Genomic DNA, 15,491 nt, shown 5'->3' on the forward strand with positions numbered 1-15,491 from the left:
CGGAATAAAACGGGCCGAGCATGCTTCCATGGTTTGAATGATGTCTCCGGGGATGCGGTTACTTGCGGATACCCAGTTTACCGATCACATCACGATAGCGGTCGGCATCGCACTTCTTCAGATAATCCAGCAGGCGACGGCGCTTACTCACGAGCATCAATAGCCCGCGGCGCGATCCGTGATCCTTCTTGTGAGTCTTGAAGTGCTCAGTCAGCTCTCCGATGCGCTCGCTCAGAATCGCGATCTGAACCTCGGGGCTACCCGTATCGGAATCGTGGGTGCGAAATTTCGCAATAATGTCTGTCTTCTTAGCAGGTGCTAGCACAGCTTTCGTATACTCCTGATTCTTCTAATCACTCTTAGTGTCCCAACAAGGATAGCATTGCAATCCCGGAGGGGCAATTGAGGCCATAACTAAAGTGATTCATGGCCCCGATTTTTCCCACGATCCCCAATGCGGACAGCGGACTTCAACGTCCCTTTTCACCTTCCGCATATCCACGCATCTCGCCCAGCCACCGAGAAAATCTCAGAACCTGCCCTCGCTCTCCCCACATCAGACGCCAGAAGTCCTTTGCTTCCACGGTTTCGGCTTTCTTCCCCGAATATGTCTCCAGTCGCCACCGCAGATAGGGGCTACGCCATGGCCGAAGCCGATAGCCCTGGGTCGCACTCCATAGAAACCGTATTCCCTCCACCATCTCTCCAGTGTACCTTTGGTGCTGCTGCGAAAAGAATCCCTCCCGATGAACCCCACCCTCCGCCGCCTGGAAGACGAATTCTCCCGCTCACTTCGTGGGCTCACCGCCCCACAGACACAACTTCACCCACACCGCAATCCGGCCCGCTGGAACATCTGCCAGATCACCCAGCATCTTCTCCTTACCTACTCTTCCACAACATCCGCCATCGAAGCCCGCATGGCGAAAGGCACCCCCACTCGCTCGCGAGCGACTCTCTCCCAGCTCATCGCCCAGCTCTTTGTCATTCGCCTCGGGCTTCTTCCCAGCCGGCGCGAAGCTCCTCCCGCCGTCACGCCCTCAGCCAATCCTGCCCATCCGCACCCGGACGGAGACGCCCTCATCTCCGCATTCAGCACGGCTCTCGCCACCATGGAGGAGCTGCTGGAGCGAGCCGAAGGTCACTTCACCTCCACGCCCTGCCTGTCCCACTTCGCTCTCGGTCCCCTCAACATCGCCCAATGGAGACGCTTTCATCTTGTCCACGGACGACACCATATCCGTCAAATCACCGCCATCCGCCGGGAGTACCGCCTCTAGGAGCTTGTTGAAATAGGTTCTGGCTTCGTCTGATCTGGGTGTTGGTCCGTCTCTGTTGTATGCGTGGCGACGAGCGGGTTCAGGGTGAGATGTTCAGTTGTGTGACGTTGGAGCAGCGGGTTCCACAGGATCATCCTTTGCGCGAGATTCGCAAGTTGACGGATGCAGTTCTGGTGTCGCTGAACGAGGATTTCGATGCGCTATATTCGGCATCAGGCCGTCCTTCGATTGCGCCCGAGTATGTGCTGCGGGCGCTGTTGTTGCAGGCGTTTTATTCGGTGCGTTCGGAGCGCCAGTTAGTCGAGCAGCTGAACTACAACCTGCTGTTCCGCTGGTTCGTCGGCCTGGGCATGGACGACGCGGTGTGGAACCATGCCGTGTTTTCCAAGAACCGCGACCGGCTGCTGACGTCGGACGTGGCGCAGCGGTTCTTCGCCGAGGTGAACGTGCTGGCGAAGCGCTTCATGAGTGACGAGCACTTCACCGTGGACGGCACGCTGATCCAGGCCTGGGCATCGCAGAAGAGCTTCCGGCCGAAGGATGGCTCCGATGATGGCGACGGCACTAACTTCCGTGGGCAGAAGAGGTCGAACGAGACCCATCAATCGACTACCGATCCGGAGGCGCGGCTCTACAAGAAGAGCTATGGCAAGGAGTCGAAGCTCGCGTACCTGGGCCATGCGCTGGTGGAGAACCGCAACGGCCTGATCGCCGCCGCGATGGCGACCCAGGCCGACGGCCATGCCGAGCGCGACGCCGCCCTGCTGATGCTCGACGAGCGGCAGAAGAACAGCTCGCGGCGCATCACGGTTGGTGCCGACAAGGCCTACGACGCGAAGGACTTCATCGCCGGAGCCCGCGCCCTCAACGTCACCGCACATGTGCAGAAGAACGACAAGGGACGCCGCTCGAACCTCGATGGCAGGACCACCCGGCACGCCGGCTATGCGCTCAGCCTCAGCCGCCGCTGGCTCGTGGAGAAGACATTTGGCTGGTTGAAGCAGACCGGTCCGCTCGACCAGCTGAAGGTGCGAGGACTCGCCAAGGTCGACTGGATCTTCGTCTTCAGCTGCGCCGCACATAACCTGCTGCGTCTGCCAAGGCTCATCCAAAGCCATACTCAGCAGGACCCACAGCAGCAGTGCGCCTGAAGGCCGGTTGAGTCTTCAACCCGGCAAGAAAACATGCCGCAGAATCCGCCAGCCAGCCGTCATAAACAACCCAACTCCCCTGCATCAACCCAAAACCTCATCAGTAAAGGAGTCAGCTCTAGCTATTTCAACAAGCTCCTAGACCTCTTGCGCTTCGTCCAGCTCTTCCTCCACTCGAACAAATCGCCGGATATACTTCAGCGGTTCTTCCGCCACCGCCATCTCGCGCAGGTGATAGCGCCACACGTCTTCACGCGCACTGCGGCGGGTATATGCCTTGCGAGTCACCACCCGCACGCTTCCATCCGCCATCGCCCGCGAAAACGTCTGCGTAGGAACCTGGAAGGTCATCAGTTCACCGGCCTTCCAGAAGTTTGAGGCGAACTCATGAGAAAACAGCAGTGCGTAATATCGTCTCTCCGAGGCCAATGTTTCGAGCGCCTCTTGTGCGCTCGTCCATGCGCGTCCCATACGCGCCACGTACCACTTTTTGAAGGGAAACCCATTCGCGTGCGCCTGGCCCACAAGCACCTGAAGCAGCTCAAACCGTGTCATATTAGCCCTTCCCTCTCGGCATTAGAAGTAGTGGCAGCCCCGGTCTTTCATGCGGCAACGTTATAGTCTACGGACATAAGCGTCTAAATAGCAGATGTGGTGTTATACAGGTTTCTAAAGAATCCAGAATGCAGACAAACCGCACCTTGCCTTCGACGACCTTCCGCTTGCCCCACCAACCATCCTGCACCCTTCTTCTCGGCGTCCTTCTTTTTCTCTCTCTCTTTATACCCGCTCTCCCGGCACATGCGCAGTCCACGAATCCCCACACCGATCCCATCAATCTCTCACCCGAAGTACGCGAAGCCCACGTCCTCTTCTATAACCTCGACTACGATGGCGCCCTCGTCCGCTTCGAGGCCATCCAGCGCGCCCATCCACAGAATCCGATGGCGATGAACTACATCCTCATGACCCTCATCTTTCGTGAGCTCTATCATCAGGACCTGCTCGACACCACCTACTACGCCCACGATTCCTTCCTGTCCTCCAAACGCGATGTCCCCGTTCCTCAGGCCACGCGCGACCGCATCGAGCAGCTCACCGACTCCGCCATCGCACTCTGCGATCAGCAGATCAAAGCCAACCCCAATAACGCTCATGCCTGGTTCGCTCGTGGCTACGCGCGCGGCATGCACGCCGCCTTCATCACCCTGGTCGATCACAGCTACGTCGGCGCGGCACGTCAGGGTCTTGCCTCCCGCAACGACAGCGAACAGGCCCTCCGCATCGATCCCGGCTACGCCGACGCCAAGATGGCCGTCGGCATCCAGCAGTTTGCCGTCGCCTCCCTTCCCCGAATCCTCCGCATCATGATCGGAATCACCGGCGTCACCGGCAACAAGGAGAAGGGCCTCGACCTCCTCCGCCAGTGCGCCGCCCAGGGCGTCGTCAACCGCGTAGAGTGCCGCACCGCCCTCTCCCTCTTCCTGCGCCACGACGCCCGCTATCCCGAAGCCCTCGCCGTCCAGCACGGCCTCGCGCAGGAGTTCCCCCGCGACTACCTCTTCCGCCTCGAAGAGGCCAACCTCACCAAAGACAAGGGCGACGGCCCCGGAGCCATCGCCGCCTACGAGCGCCTCCTTACAGACGCCCGCAAACCAGGCTTCTTCATCGATCCCCGCCTGCAGATGACCTACTTCGGCCTCGCAGACACCCAGCGCGGCCAGAACCAGATCTCCGCCGCCGCACAAAACTACCTCAACGCCGCCGCCCAGCCAAAATGCAGCGAATGGCTCAAGCGCCGCGCCCAGCTCAACGCCGGTGAAATGTTCGATCTCCTCCACCAGCGCGACAAGGCCATCCAGATGTACAAAGAGGCCGCCGCCGGAGGAGGAGACCAATCCCAGGCTGACATGGCCCGCAAGTACCTCAAAACCCCCTATACCGGAAGCTGAGCCGCCTCGCCTGTATCAAGTTCCGCCTCCAGCCTTCAGATCACCTCATCCCACCAGCGGAACCCCACCCCCTCCGCATCCGTATCTCCTTGTGTAAAAATGTTGTTCTCCTGGAGAACCTCCCATGTTCTGTACTCGTTGTGGATCGAAGCTGGAACCGACCTCCCGTTTCTGCTCCTCCTGCGGAGCCCCCATAGGCACGGGCGCGGCATCGTATCCACCCCCGCCACCTCCCATCGCCGGTAGCCCGCTCTTCCGCCCTCGCAACAACCGCATGATCGCCGGTGTCTGCGCTGCCTTTGCCCAGCGTTACGGCTGGGACGTCACCGTCGTCCGCATCATCACGGCCCTCGTCTGCCTAAGCGGCGCCGGCGCACTCGCCTACCTCATCGCGTGGATCATCATCCCCGAAGAGCCCTACACCCTGCCCTACAACAACATCTGAGAAATGTCGGCATAATAACGAGAAGACAGAACTCAGAGGAAGCAAAATACTTCTCACCAGCACTCGTCCCACAAACATTGCTTCGGATGGAACCCGTGTCATCCTGAGCGGAGTCTGACGCGTTCTTTGCGTCAGGCGAAGTCGAAGGATCTGCCGCTGCTGCAAGAAACAAGCCGCAGAGACTCACGCCCATAATTTGCGTCAGACACTGAAAGAAAGAGCACTCTCGTTTTGAAGACCAAAAAGGCATTGAACAAGATAAGCGCAGCAACCGTCGCCGCCCGACCCTTTGTCTATCGCAACCGCATCCTGCACTGTGATGGAGTCAGCCTGGCCACTCTCGCCGAAGACCACGGCACTCCCCTCTACGTCTACTCCTCCAGCCAGATCTCCCAACGCTTCCAGCTCTTTCAGCAGGCCTTCGCCTCGCGTCCTCACACCGTCTGCTACGCCGTCAAAGCCAACTCTTCGCTCGCCATCCTTCGTCTTCTCGCCCGTCAGGGTGCAGGGTTCGACATCGTCTCCGGCGGTGAGCTCGAGCGTATCCGTCGCGTCCACAAACCTGCGCTCAAGAAAGTCGTCTTCTCCGGCGTAGGCAAGCAGGCCTGGGAGATCGACGCCGCCCTCAAAGCCGACATCCTCCAGTTCAACGTCGAGTCCGAGATGGAGCTCGATCTTCTCGCCGCCCGCGCACAGGCCCTGGGCATCCGCGCCCGCTTCGCCCTCCGCGTCAACCCCGACGTCTTCGCCGAAACCCATCCCTACATCTCCACCGGTCTCAGCGAACACAAGTTCGGCATCGATATCAAATCCGCCCGCGCCATCTATCGCCGCGCCGCAAAATCCAAATGGCTCGAGCCCTACGGCGTCAGCGTTCACATCGGCTCTCAAATCCGTAAGGTCGATCCCTTTGCCGCCGCACTCGCCCGCGTCACAGCCCTCGTTGCCCAGCTACGTCACGACGGCCACGATATCCGCACCATCGACGCTGGCGGAGGCCTCGGCATCGACTACAGCGACGCCCCCTTCGACGCCGCCCACCAGGTCGACCGCTACGCCACAGCTCTCACCAAAGGCCTCGCCGACGACCGCGCCCATCTCCTTCTCGAACCCGGCCGTTTCATCGTCGCCCAGGCCGGAGCGCTGCTCACCCGCGTCCTCGTCGTCAAAAAGAACGGCTCGAAAACCTTCGTCATCACCGACGCCGCAATGAACGATCTCATCCGCCCTGCGCTCTATCACGCTCACCACGAGATCATCCCTGTCCGCCAACCCACGGGAAAGGCCGCGAACATCACCGCCGACATCGTAGGTCCCGTCTGCGAATCCGGCGACTTCTTCGCCCGCGATCGCGCCATCGCCAACGTCAAGCCCGGCGATCTCGTCGCCCTGCTCGACGCCGGAGCCTATGGAATGACCCAGGCCTCCAACTACAACTCCAGGCCGCGCCCCGCAGAGGTCCTCGTCGAAGACACGAAGGTCACCCTCGCCCGTCGGCGCGAAACCATACGCGATCTCCTCGCCCCCGAAGTTCTATAACCCGCGCCCGACTGCGTGGGATGCCGGCGTACCCTCCTGTCTGCATAACCTTATCTGCGCAGAATCTGCATATAATCTCTGTCCTGCCATTGAACGAGGAGGCAACAGAATCTGCGCAGAATTTGTGGATACGCTCATCCACGAGGAACTTGGTCGGGTGAAAGAAAGTGTCATCCTGAGCGGAGTGCAGCGAAGTCGAAGGATCTGCGGTTCCAACTGTGATCTTGGCAGAAATTTCCAGCCGGGTACCCATCTCGCAGCAATGCGCGCTGGGTGCCCCATTCATGCGGTCCCATGGCATGAGTGGGATTATCGAGCGAAGCTCGACCGCTTCCGTCACACTCCATAGAGATCCAGGGCAAGCCCCTAGAGATAGAAATCTCCGCACACCGGAAAAATCAGGATCCGACGCATACAGAGATCTCGAAGTTCAAAGGCGGAAATAGGGTCGAGCGCTGGGCAAGCTCCGACGAACTCGGCCTCCTCAAAAAACTGGCTATCTTCAGACACCAACTGCAAGGTTCATTCGTTGGAGTAGGATTTAGGCAACCAATTACTGCGCAGAGGGAATCGTCTCTGGAACAAAGTTAGTGACAATTCGGATGTATGGGCCACGGGCCACGATGTGAAATGACATTTCTATCGAATGCCTGGAGAGCCACATGAACACTACGCAGACATTGACCGCCGGACGATGGGTGGATAAGACAGCCGATCGTTGGTTTTACGCCGGCATGGCCGTCGTTTTTATCCTCATTTCAATCGCGTCGTTCGCTCCTTCGATTGTGAATCCTGAAAATCGACTGGGGCCTCTTACATGGCTGGTGGCCGCACACGGCATCGTTTTCTTCGCGTGGCTTCTGATATTTCTCGTGCAGAGCCTCCTGATACAGACAGGAAGAGTTGCCATCCACCGCCGCCTTGGAACCGCATCCATGTTTCTTGCGGCCGGTATAGTTGTGTTGGGCTATGTGACCACCATCGTGATGGCACGCCGAGGCTTTGACCTCAGCGGCGACCTCGGCGCTAAGTCGAACCCGCTTGGAATTGCGGGCCAGACAATCTTCCCCCTGGGGAATCTCTTCGAATTTGGAATACTCGTAGCCGCCGGATACTGGTACCGGCGTCAGTCAGACATTCACAAGCGGCTCATGTTGTTCGCCATCGTCGTACTGATGCCGGCTCCGTTCGCGCACTTTATCGGTCACAGTCCTCTGCTCCGCACTCACCCAGCGGCCGCAATCCTTCCCATAGCGCTCTCCCTTGCCGCCAGTGGTATTTACGACCTCATCAGGTTCCGGAGGATTCATCCCGTTTCCCTCTGGGTAGGAATTGCGCTCTTTGCAATCGGTAACCTCTCCGCGTTCGTGATCGGCCCGAGCGCGGCTTGGCGCCGTTTCGCAGAATGGCTGATCAGCTGAAGGCACTTTCTTCTCTGCACAGCTCACCCCTATCGAGTCAGTTCCTGGAAGAGCCCCGATCTATCTCGCACCCGTGATTGCCTCACGCACAGCAGCAAGTGGAGCATTCGAATGGAACTCGATTCCCGCCTCCCCTTGCTTCACCCCAAGTTGTTTCCACAGATCGGGCAGGTCCACCTCTACCGGCTCCTTGCTCCACTTCGCATACATCTCCGTCAGCACATGGCTCCCGGTTGCACGATCTCCAATCGAAAGGGCTCGTTCCATCGGCCAATCCTTATCGATACTGCCTCCCTCCGCCACGATGGCTCGCAGAGCATCCTGCAATCCCTTCCGGTTCTTTGTCTCCTTGCGAATCGACACATCCGCAACCAGGCAGAACAGCGCCCCGCCCCAGTAGGTGCGTCCCCAGGTGTGGGTTCTATCCAGCCCAAGATCACCTTCGCGCGGCTGCCCCTTCGGCATTCCCTCCATCATGTCCTGCCATATCTTCTTCGCCGGTAGCTGCCCCGCCTGCACTCGCGCGATGGGCTCAATGTAGGTCGCCAGCCCTTCCTCCATCCAGTGCTGGTTATCCGGAAGGTTTGGAAAGGCCATATGCGTAAGTTCATGGGTCATCGTCCAGTCCTCGACCAGCTCGCGTTTGGTCGTGTGCTGCCCCAGTCGTATCCGGGTAAGCCCGGGAAATCCACGCATATCTCCCCACGTCGTACCTTGCAGAATGCGCTCACTCCCCGCAACCGGCACCACAAGCACGCGAGCGCGCTCCACCGAAAAACGCCCGTAGTACACCGTCACGGCATGCACCGCCTCGTGAATCCAGTTCAAAACCTCTGCTCGATCCAGATCGAGGTCTCCAGATGCGAAGTCCACCTGGATCCTCGCACCGCCTTCCTCAATCTGTTGGGAGAAAACCACGGGCTGGCCTCCAGGCCATTGGGCGCCTCTAGATAGGTTCGAGGTGCCTACCGCCATGCACAGAACGAACGTCCCCAACGCGATCCTCAACCAGCCACCCCTGTTCGTTCGCATCGCCTCCGCCGCCTTTCACCCTCGGTGGTTCGATGGCAAAAATAGGGACGCGGCCACGCCTGTCAACCCCTGCCCCATCTAACCACCTCCAATTCAATCATTTACATCTGCCGATTCCCTCCTCCCCGATTGGTATAATGAAACAGACGAACGGAAGAATCCGGGCACATCTCCTTTCGATGGCGGTCAGGGTCGGAGGTACCAGGCTAACTCCTTTCGATCTAATACTTTGCGCAAATATCACGGGGGGAGTGGTAGCACCCTCCCATGCTAAAATCGCAAGGTCGCAATACCTGCCACCCCGCAGGCGAAACATATCAAACTGAGGTTGTACATGTCCGGCCACTCTAAATGGGCGACAATTAAGCACAAGAAGGGCGCCCTCGACGCCAAGCGTGGAAAGATCTTCACCCGCCTGATCAAGGAAATCACCATCGCCGCCAAGCTCGGCGGAGGTGACGCGGACGGAAACCCCCGCCTGCGCGGCGCGGTTGCTGCGGCCAAGGCCGAGAACATGCCGTCGGAGAACATCAAGCGCGCCATCCAGCGCGGCACCGGCGAGCTCGAAGGCGTCTCCTACGAGGAGATCACCTACGAGGGCTACGGCCCCGGAGGCGTCGCCGTCATCGTCGACGTGCTCACCGACAATAAAAACCGGGCTGTCAGCGAAATCCGCCACGCCTTCTCCAAGAACGGCGGAAACCTCGGCGCCGAAGGCGCCGTCGCCTGGATGTTCACCACCAAGGGCGTCCTCACCGTTCCCAAAGCCGCTGCCTCCGAGGAGAAGCTCACAGAGATCGTTCTCGAGGCCGGAGCGGAAGACCTCTCCGACCAGGGTGAATCCTGGGAGATCCTCACCGATCCCAAGGACTTCGAGGCTGTCACCAACGCCCTGAAAACCGCCGGATTGACCCCCGAGACTGCCGAGGTCACAAAGATCGCCTCGACTTACACCAAGCTCGAAGGATCTCAGGCAAACTCCATGATCCGGCTCCTCGAAACTCTCGAAGACCTCGACGATACCCAGAACGTCTACTCGAACTTCGATATGGACGAGGCTCCAGTAGCCAGCTAACCTACGCGGTCACCCTGTTCCAAAGGCCGCCAGTGACTGGCGGCCTTTCTTCTGCATCTGCAACACCAACTTTGAACGGAGCCCTACGGAGTGATCAGGATCATTCGACGCATTTCAGCCCTCTGCACTCTGCCTCTTGCCGCCCTGCTCTCCGCATCTCCCGCTCACTCGCAGGCTGCGCCAGCCTCGCCAACGCCGTTCACCGCCACGCATCGCCCTTTGGAGTTCGGCGCTCTTGCCCAGGGTGGCCTAGGCGTTACCGACGACCGTAGCGACTTCAAGTTCTTCATGCTCGGCGGACAGGCCGGCAAGGTCCTTACACCAGACGTGGGGCCCGGCCTTCTGCACGGCAACTTCGAGTACGGCATTCAGATCTTCCCATTCTGGCAGTCGTACACGCCGCAGATCGACCGCCGAACCTGCACCGCTCCGGGAGCATGCTCCGCGCCCTACAAGACGGGAGGAACCTATACCGGAATCTCCATCACTCCCATCTTGCTCCGCTGGAACTTTACCGGCTCCAGACATCGCAAGATCACGCCCTGGGTCCAAGGTGGCGGCGGACTGATCTGGACGAATCACAAATATCCTGGCTTCGGCGGACCACCGTACAACGAGATCACCAACGGCCCGGCCGCCAATACCAGTGTCTGGAACTTCACCCCGCAGTTCGGCGTAGGACTCCACTACTTCCTCCAGCCGCGACGGTCGCTTGATTTTGGCGCCAACGCCGTCCACATCTCCTCGGCCTCTCTTGGAGACAAGAACCCCGGCGTCAACGCGAGCATACAATTCTCTGTCGGCTACACCTGGTGGAAGTAACACCGGCGAGTCTTCAGACTCCAGGTCTTGAATCATGAACTCCGAAGCAATCATCGAGTGCGTTCCCAATTTCTCCGAAGGAACAGATCTCTCCAAAGTCAGCCGTATCGTTCAGGCCATGCAGGTTCCGAGCGTCAGTCTCCTGGACTGGTCGCTCGATCTTGCCCATAACCGATCTGTCGTCACCATCGCCGGGCCTGCCGAGGCCGTGGTCGAATCAGCCATTCGCGGCGCGGGCAAAGCCGCGGAGATTGTCGATCTTACCCGCCAGAACGGCGTTCATCCTCGCATCGGAGCGGCTGACGTGATCCCCTTCATCCCCGTAAGCGGAGCGTCGCTGGCTGAATGCGCTCTACTGGCTCGTCAGGCCGGTGTTAGCCTTTGGCGCCGCTACGGTATCCCGGTCTACTTCTACGGTGCCTCGGCGGCCCGGCCCGACCGTGTGCAGCTTGAGGATGTTCGCCGAGGTCAGTTCGAAGGCCTTCGTGATGCCGTTCGCCGCGAAGCCGCGCGCCGGCCCGACATCGGCGGCCCGGACCTGCACGAGACCGCGGGCGCCTCTGCTGTGGGAGCCCGCAGCTTCCTGGTCGCCTATAACGTTCATCTGCGTCAGCCCGATATCACAACAGCTCGCGCCATGGCGCGCGACATCCGCGCCTCCAATGGGGGGCTGCACGGTGTCAAAGCCCTTGGCGTCATCGCCAATGATCGTGCCCAGGTCAGCATGAATATTACCGATCACGTTGCCACCCCGATGACAAAGGTTTATGCCCGCCTCAAAGAGCTTGCGCTTCGCTATGGAGCTGAGCTCGACGATAGCGAGTTGATTGGTTTGATTCCCGAGGCTGCTTACGAAAAAGATGCCGAGTGGATCGCGAAGATCCCCAACTTTGATCCAGCCCTCAAGGTTGTGGAGCGTCGGCTCAAGAATCCGCTCGAATGGCCGGTCGCCGGAAGCACGGTGGGCGGATCTGGTCGCCTGTGACGGGAAACAGAGCGGCATGTTAGGCTAGCGGACCTTTTTGGTCTTGCTACGTCAAAAGTGGAAGATAAGGACGCTTGCTTCATGTCGTCAATCAAGAAACAATAGAAAGTGGTCCGGACCGAAAGCCTGGACTTCTGGCTTGCCTAAGGAGTCAATCTCTTGCAGATGTTAAAATCCTTCCTCCCTCTCTCCCTCTTCGCCTGTTCGGCTGCCCTATGCTCGGCAGCCCAGCTCTCGAGTGATGCGAAGTCGGCGATTCCTCGCGATGTTCAGCAGATTATCTCCGTTGACTATCGTGCGATGCAGAACTCGTCCGCAGCAATGGAGCTTAAGGATCGCGTTCTTCCTCCTGAACTCAAGCGATTGGAACGGGCGCTCAAGACCTCGGGCCTGAAGGTGGATGATGACGCCGATGTCCTCACCTTCGCAGCCTTCCGGGAGAATGCGGCCTCCCAGGGGTCTCACATCATTGGAGTAGCCCAGGGGCAGTTCCATACCCGCGAAATCATGGCGAATTTTGCGAAGAATAAGGTAAAGCCCACCACCCTGCGGAACAACAGCATCTATCCCATGGGCTCAAATGGAATGAGTGTGGCATTTCTAAACCAGACCACGATGGTGTTTGGCGATCACACATCGCTCCAGGCGGCACTCGACGCTCGCGACGGGGTCGCCCCGAATTTTCTCCAGAACAGCGACATGGCAAACGAGATGCTATCGGTCGAACAGCGTGCCGTGTGGAGTCTGCTCGATCAAAAGGGCACCCAGACCATGATGCGATCCGTTCTGGGGGACGCGTCGCAGCTGGCCGACTACGACACGGTCCGCACCCGTATGAAGAGCTCGCGCTATACGATGGATTTTCAGAACGGCGTCAAGTTCGATATGGCTGTGGTGATGAGCGATACGATGACCGCCGCGACCTGCGCGACTCTGCTGAAGGGTGTTTCCCTGCTCAAAAAGACTCAGGGCAACCCTCTTGAGAAGAGCGCGCTGGATCAGACCACGATCGATTCAAGTGCCGGCACGCTGACTGTCTCCTACTCTTCTTCCGACAGTCAGTTTGCGTCGCTTCTCACGTCACCGCTCTTTCAATCGGTCGTCCGATAGGTCGATAAAACAAGCCGGTAATCAAACAAGAAGGGTGCCTGCAAAGGGCACCCTTTCATTATGTTTATTCAGACACAGGCAGTTCGCAGAGCTTCCCTCTCGAGATACCCTGGAACAACAACATTTGGCTAGAAGACCATCTCTACGCCAAACACGTGCCCCTCGAAGCTGTAAAACCGTCGAAAACTATCCTCCGTCCGTTGAACGTTTCCGGGGCCTTGCAGCGTTGAGATCAACGGCGGAGAGATTGCGCTTGCGGCCTGTTCGGGGCCCAGCTTGCTCTTCCATCCACCGGCGATCATATTGCAGAGTTCTCCGATCGCATCTTCTACCATGGACTCGGCCGCCTCTGATGTAACTCCAAGCAAGGCCTCTGCGGTGACCTGTGCGACCGAGCGGCTCGCAAAAAGCATGCACTCTCCGCGAATCGCTCCCGAGAACAGAATCTGGGCCGAGATGGAATGATCGACGGCCGGTGTCTCTTCAACGGGAGTGCAGTTTCGCTCCAGCATCGATTCGAAGACCTCGGAGACCGCAGAATCGAGTCGACCCGCCCATTCACTGTACTGAGCCTTCCATGCTGTCACGGCTAAGCAGCCTCGAGCAATGGCAACACCCGTGCTTTCACCTGCTCGGCGGTGAAGGGCTTGCAGATGTATCCCTGCGCTCCTGCCGCAATCGCCCGAAGGACGAACGGCTCGCTTCCCTCTGTTGTAATCATGACAACAGGAACACCGACGGCAAGCTGTTGATCCCGCCTGGCCTCGAGAAACTGCAAACCATCCATAACCGGCATATTGATATCGCTGATGATCAATCCAATCTTCAACGGGCTGGCAACATCTCCGCGCAGAACCTCCAACGCCTCTTCTCCGTTGGAAGCCTGCACAACCTCGGTGAAATCAAGACCGGATTGCCTCAAAGCCCGCTCAATCACCTTTCGCATCACCGCTGAATCATCAATAATTAGCGCTCGCACCTAGCCTCCACAATCATTGTTGCTTTGACTTTTATCGGCCTGGAGGAAGAATGCTTGAGCGCGAGCCAGCTTAGGTCTCTCTAACCTTGCGTCTCCCTACTTTGGCATCGAACCTGCTTCATCACTCAGCATGGACAGCGGACTTTATGCGGCATACACGGGGCTGATGGGGCGAACACAGGCTCTCGACACCGCCGCAAACAATCTCTCAAACGCTGGAACGAGTGGATTTCGCGCGCAACGCGATTTCTTTCGCGGAGTTCTGGTCGACAGCCTCCGCCCCGGCTCTCCGGCCGACTCGCAGGTCGGCCGCACGGTCAACAACTTCGGCATTCTCGGTGGAGACGCTCTGGACCTTGGACAGGGACAGCTTGCAACGACCGGGAACCCACTTGATCTGGCGATACAGGGCAATGGATTCTTCGCTATTCAAACTGCACAGGGAATACGTTATACCCGTGACGGTGCCTTCCGCCGCTCCCCCGCCGGTGTCCTTGAAACCAGCACCGGCGAGCCAGTCCTGGACGCCAAACTGCAGCCGATCACAATCCCTACCGGATCCGTTCATATCTCTCCGGATGGAAGCGTGTCTGTCTCGACTCCACAAGGAAGCGCCATTGCCGGGCGGATCGCGATCTTTGATTTCACGAACCGATATGCCCTGACTGCTGAAGGTGCCAGCCGCTTTACCGCGAACGGAGAAAAACCAATCGCGGCGGAAGGAGACATCGAGCAGGGTGCGATCGAAGGAGCAAACCAGGACGCCATTCATGGCTCGATGCAGTTAGTTCTCGTCCAACGTCAGGCAGAAATGATGCAAAAGGCGCTTAGCGTCTTCAACAACGAATTTGACAAGACCGCGACCGAAGAACTGCCGCGCGTCTGAAATCCACCAAGGAGCGCCTTATGATTCGAGCACTTTATACAGCAGCCAGCGGCATGAGTGCACAGCAATCCAATCTGGATACTGTGGCGAACAATCTTGCCAACTCGGCGACAGCCGGATTTCGCCGCCGTCGCCTCCAGTTTGAAGACATGATCTACCAGAACATGATTACCCCAGGGTCTCCCCAGACCCAGCAGACAACGTCAGCAGGTCTCCAGATCGGTCTCGGAACCCGTTCGGCTGCGACCGAGGTGATTATGACCCAGGGAGACTATAACCAGACCTCGAATACCTACGATCTCGCCATTCAGGGAAGTGGATTCTTCCAGATCTCGCGACCAGATGGCACGATCGCCTACACGCGTGCTGGAAACTTCCACCCGACCAATCAGGGTGTTCTGGTCACCACCGACGGAGATCCTGTGCTGCCTTCCATCACGATCCCCTCGAACGCCAAAGACGTCATGATCTCGCAGTATGGCGTCGTATCCGCAACGATACCCGGACAGGCGACTCCAGCGCAGCTTGGAACCATACAGCTGGCAAACTTCGCGAACCCCGGGGGGCTTCAATCTATCGGTGGCAATCTCTTTCTTCAGTCTGACGCCTCCGGAGTTCCCATCACTGACACACCGGGGGGAAACACCGGAATGGGAACACTGCAGCAGGGGTATCTGGAAGGCTCCAATGTGGATGTCGTCGCCGAGTTCGTGCAGATGATTCTTGCCCAGCGCGCCTATGAGAGCAACTCAAAGGTCGTGCATGTAGCCGATGACATGTACTCGCAGATCAATGGCCTGGTTCGTTAGGAATT

19 protein-coding genes are annotated in these 15,491 nt (G+C 58.6%); 13 read left to right on the forward strand and 6 right to left on the reverse strand.

Features of this window, described 5'->3' with window-relative positions:
- Positions 1–58: 58 nt before the first annotated feature.
- Positions 59–325, reverse strand: a complete 267-nt coding sequence (gene rpsO / locus BDD14_RS03760) for a 30S ribosomal protein S15 (protein WP_026393045.1) — start codon at positions 323–325, stop codon at positions 59–61.
- Positions 326–470: 145 nt separating this feature from the next.
- Complete coding sequence (locus tag BDD14_RS03765; RefSeq protein ID WP_130417630.1) at positions 471–701, reverse strand: hypothetical protein; 231 nt, start codon at positions 699–701, stop codon at positions 471–473.
- Between the two features lie 45 nt (positions 702–746).
- Here BDD14_RS03765 and BDD14_RS03770 point away from each other — a divergent pair, with 45 nt between their 5' ends.
- Together BDD14_RS03770 and BDD14_RS03775 are read left to right on the forward strand one after the other, a co-directional pair.
- Positions 747–1,280: a DUF1569 domain-containing protein gene (locus BDD14_RS03770; protein WP_130417631.1), complete on the forward strand. Its 534-nt coding sequence runs from the start codon at positions 747–749 to the stop codon at positions 1,278–1,280.
- Between the two features lie 59 nt (positions 1,281–1,339).
- Positions 1,340–2,431 (forward strand): IS5 family transposase, encoded by a 1,092-nt coding sequence (locus BDD14_RS03775; RefSeq protein WP_130417184.1) that lies wholly within the window; start codon positions 1,340–1,342, stop codon positions 2,429–2,431.
- Positions 2,432–2,569: 138 nt separating this feature from the next.
- Here BDD14_RS03775 and BDD14_RS03780 read toward each other — a convergent pair whose 3' ends face one another.
- On the reverse strand, positions 2,570–2,986 hold the full coding sequence (locus BDD14_RS03780) for a hypothetical protein (RefSeq protein ID WP_130417632.1): 417 nt from the start codon (positions 2,984–2,986) through the stop codon (positions 2,570–2,572).
- Between the two features lie 128 nt (positions 2,987–3,114).
- Between BDD14_RS03780 and BDD14_RS03785 the strand changes: the two genes are divergently transcribed.
- From BDD14_RS03785 to BDD14_RS03800, 4 genes are all read left to right on the forward strand, one after another.
- The gene (locus BDD14_RS03785; protein ID WP_242617712.1) at positions 3,115–4,383 is read left to right on the forward strand and encodes a tetratricopeptide repeat protein; all 1,269 of its coding nucleotides are present in this window, start codon (positions 3,115–3,117) and stop codon (positions 4,381–4,383) included.
- A gap of 124 nt (positions 4,384–4,507) precedes the next feature.
- Positions 4,508–4,828, forward strand: coding sequence for a PspC domain-containing protein (locus BDD14_RS03790; RefSeq protein ID WP_130417633.1), 321 nt, complete (start codon positions 4,508–4,510; stop codon positions 4,826–4,828).
- 231 nt (positions 4,829–5,059) lie between these two features.
- A complete protein-coding gene (gene lysA, locus BDD14_RS03795; protein WP_242617713.1) occupies positions 5,060–6,367 on the forward strand; it encodes a diaminopimelate decarboxylase in 1,308 nt (435 codons plus the stop codon).
- Positions 6,368–7,029: 662 nt separating this feature from the next.
- Entirely contained in the window at positions 7,030–7,788 is a 759-nt protein-coding gene (locus BDD14_RS03800) for a hypothetical protein (protein ID WP_130417634.1), read from the forward strand.
- Positions 7,789–7,848: 60 nt separating this feature from the next.
- On the opposite strand, the gene BDD14_RS03805 is transcribed toward BDD14_RS03800, so the two are convergent.
- Positions 7,849–8,706 (reverse strand): gluzincin family metallopeptidase, encoded by an 858-nt coding sequence (locus BDD14_RS03805; RefSeq protein WP_242617714.1) that lies wholly within the window; start codon positions 8,704–8,706, stop codon positions 7,849–7,851.
- Between the two features lie 55 nt (positions 8,707–8,761).
- Between BDD14_RS03805 and BDD14_RS31605 the strand changes: the two genes are divergently transcribed.
- The 5 genes from BDD14_RS31605 (at position 8,762) to BDD14_RS03825 (ending at position 12,812) form a co-directional block, all read left to right on the forward strand.
- Positions 8,762–8,902 carry a hypothetical protein gene (locus tag BDD14_RS31605; RefSeq protein WP_165419814.1) on the forward strand — a complete coding sequence of 47 codons (141 nt, stop codon included), beginning with the start codon at positions 8,762–8,764 and terminating at the stop codon, positions 8,900–8,902.
- A 252-nt stretch (positions 8,903–9,154) separates the two neighbouring features.
- The gene (locus BDD14_RS03810; protein ID WP_130417636.1) at positions 9,155–9,895 is read left to right on the forward strand and encodes a YebC/PmpR family DNA-binding transcriptional regulator; all 741 of its coding nucleotides are present in this window, start codon (positions 9,155–9,157) and stop codon (positions 9,893–9,895) included.
- Positions 9,896–9,985: 90 nt separating this feature from the next.
- The gene (locus BDD14_RS03815) at positions 9,986–10,717 is read left to right on the forward strand and encodes an acyloxyacyl hydrolase (protein WP_242617715.1); all 732 of its coding nucleotides are present in this window, start codon (positions 9,986–9,988) and stop codon (positions 10,715–10,717) included.
- Between the two features lie 34 nt (positions 10,718–10,751).
- Positions 10,752–11,702, forward strand: a complete 951-nt coding sequence (gene ftcD / locus BDD14_RS03820) for a glutamate formimidoyltransferase (RefSeq protein ID WP_130417637.1) — start codon at positions 10,752–10,754, stop codon at positions 11,700–11,702.
- A gap of 165 nt (positions 11,703–11,867) precedes the next feature.
- Complete coding sequence (locus tag BDD14_RS03825) at positions 11,868–12,812, forward strand: hypothetical protein (RefSeq protein ID WP_242618221.1); 945 nt, start codon at positions 11,868–11,870, stop codon at positions 12,810–12,812.
- A 128-nt stretch (positions 12,813–12,940) separates the two neighbouring features.
- On the opposite strand, the gene BDD14_RS03830 is transcribed toward BDD14_RS03825, so the two are convergent.
- Positions 12,941–13,399 (reverse strand): chemotaxis protein CheX, encoded by a 459-nt coding sequence (locus BDD14_RS03830; protein WP_130417638.1) that lies wholly within the window; start codon positions 13,397–13,399, stop codon positions 12,941–12,943.
- Between the two features lie 2 nt (positions 13,400–13,401).
- Positions 13,402–13,791 carry a response regulator gene (locus tag BDD14_RS03835; RefSeq protein ID WP_130417639.1) on the reverse strand — a complete coding sequence of 130 codons (390 nt, stop codon included), beginning with the start codon at positions 13,789–13,791 and terminating at the stop codon, positions 13,402–13,404.
- Between the two features lie 130 nt (positions 13,792–13,921).
- Between BDD14_RS03835 and BDD14_RS03840 the strand changes: the two genes are divergently transcribed.
- Both BDD14_RS03840 and flgG read left to right on the forward strand, forming a co-directional pair.
- Positions 13,922–14,677 carry a flagellar hook-basal body protein gene (locus BDD14_RS03840; protein WP_130417640.1) on the forward strand — a complete coding sequence of 252 codons (756 nt, stop codon included), beginning with the start codon at positions 13,922–13,924 and terminating at the stop codon, positions 14,675–14,677.
- 20 nt (positions 14,678–14,697) lie between these two features.
- Positions 14,698–15,486, forward strand: coding sequence for a flagellar basal-body rod protein FlgG (gene flgG, locus BDD14_RS03845; protein WP_130417641.1), 789 nt, complete (start codon positions 14,698–14,700; stop codon positions 15,484–15,486).
- The last annotated feature ends 5 nt before the right edge of the window (positions 15,487–15,491 follow it).

The sequence above is a fragment of the Edaphobacter modestus genome (assembly GCF_004217555.1).
GTDB lineage: Bacteria > Acidobacteriota > Terriglobia > Terriglobales > Acidobacteriaceae > Edaphobacter > Edaphobacter modestus.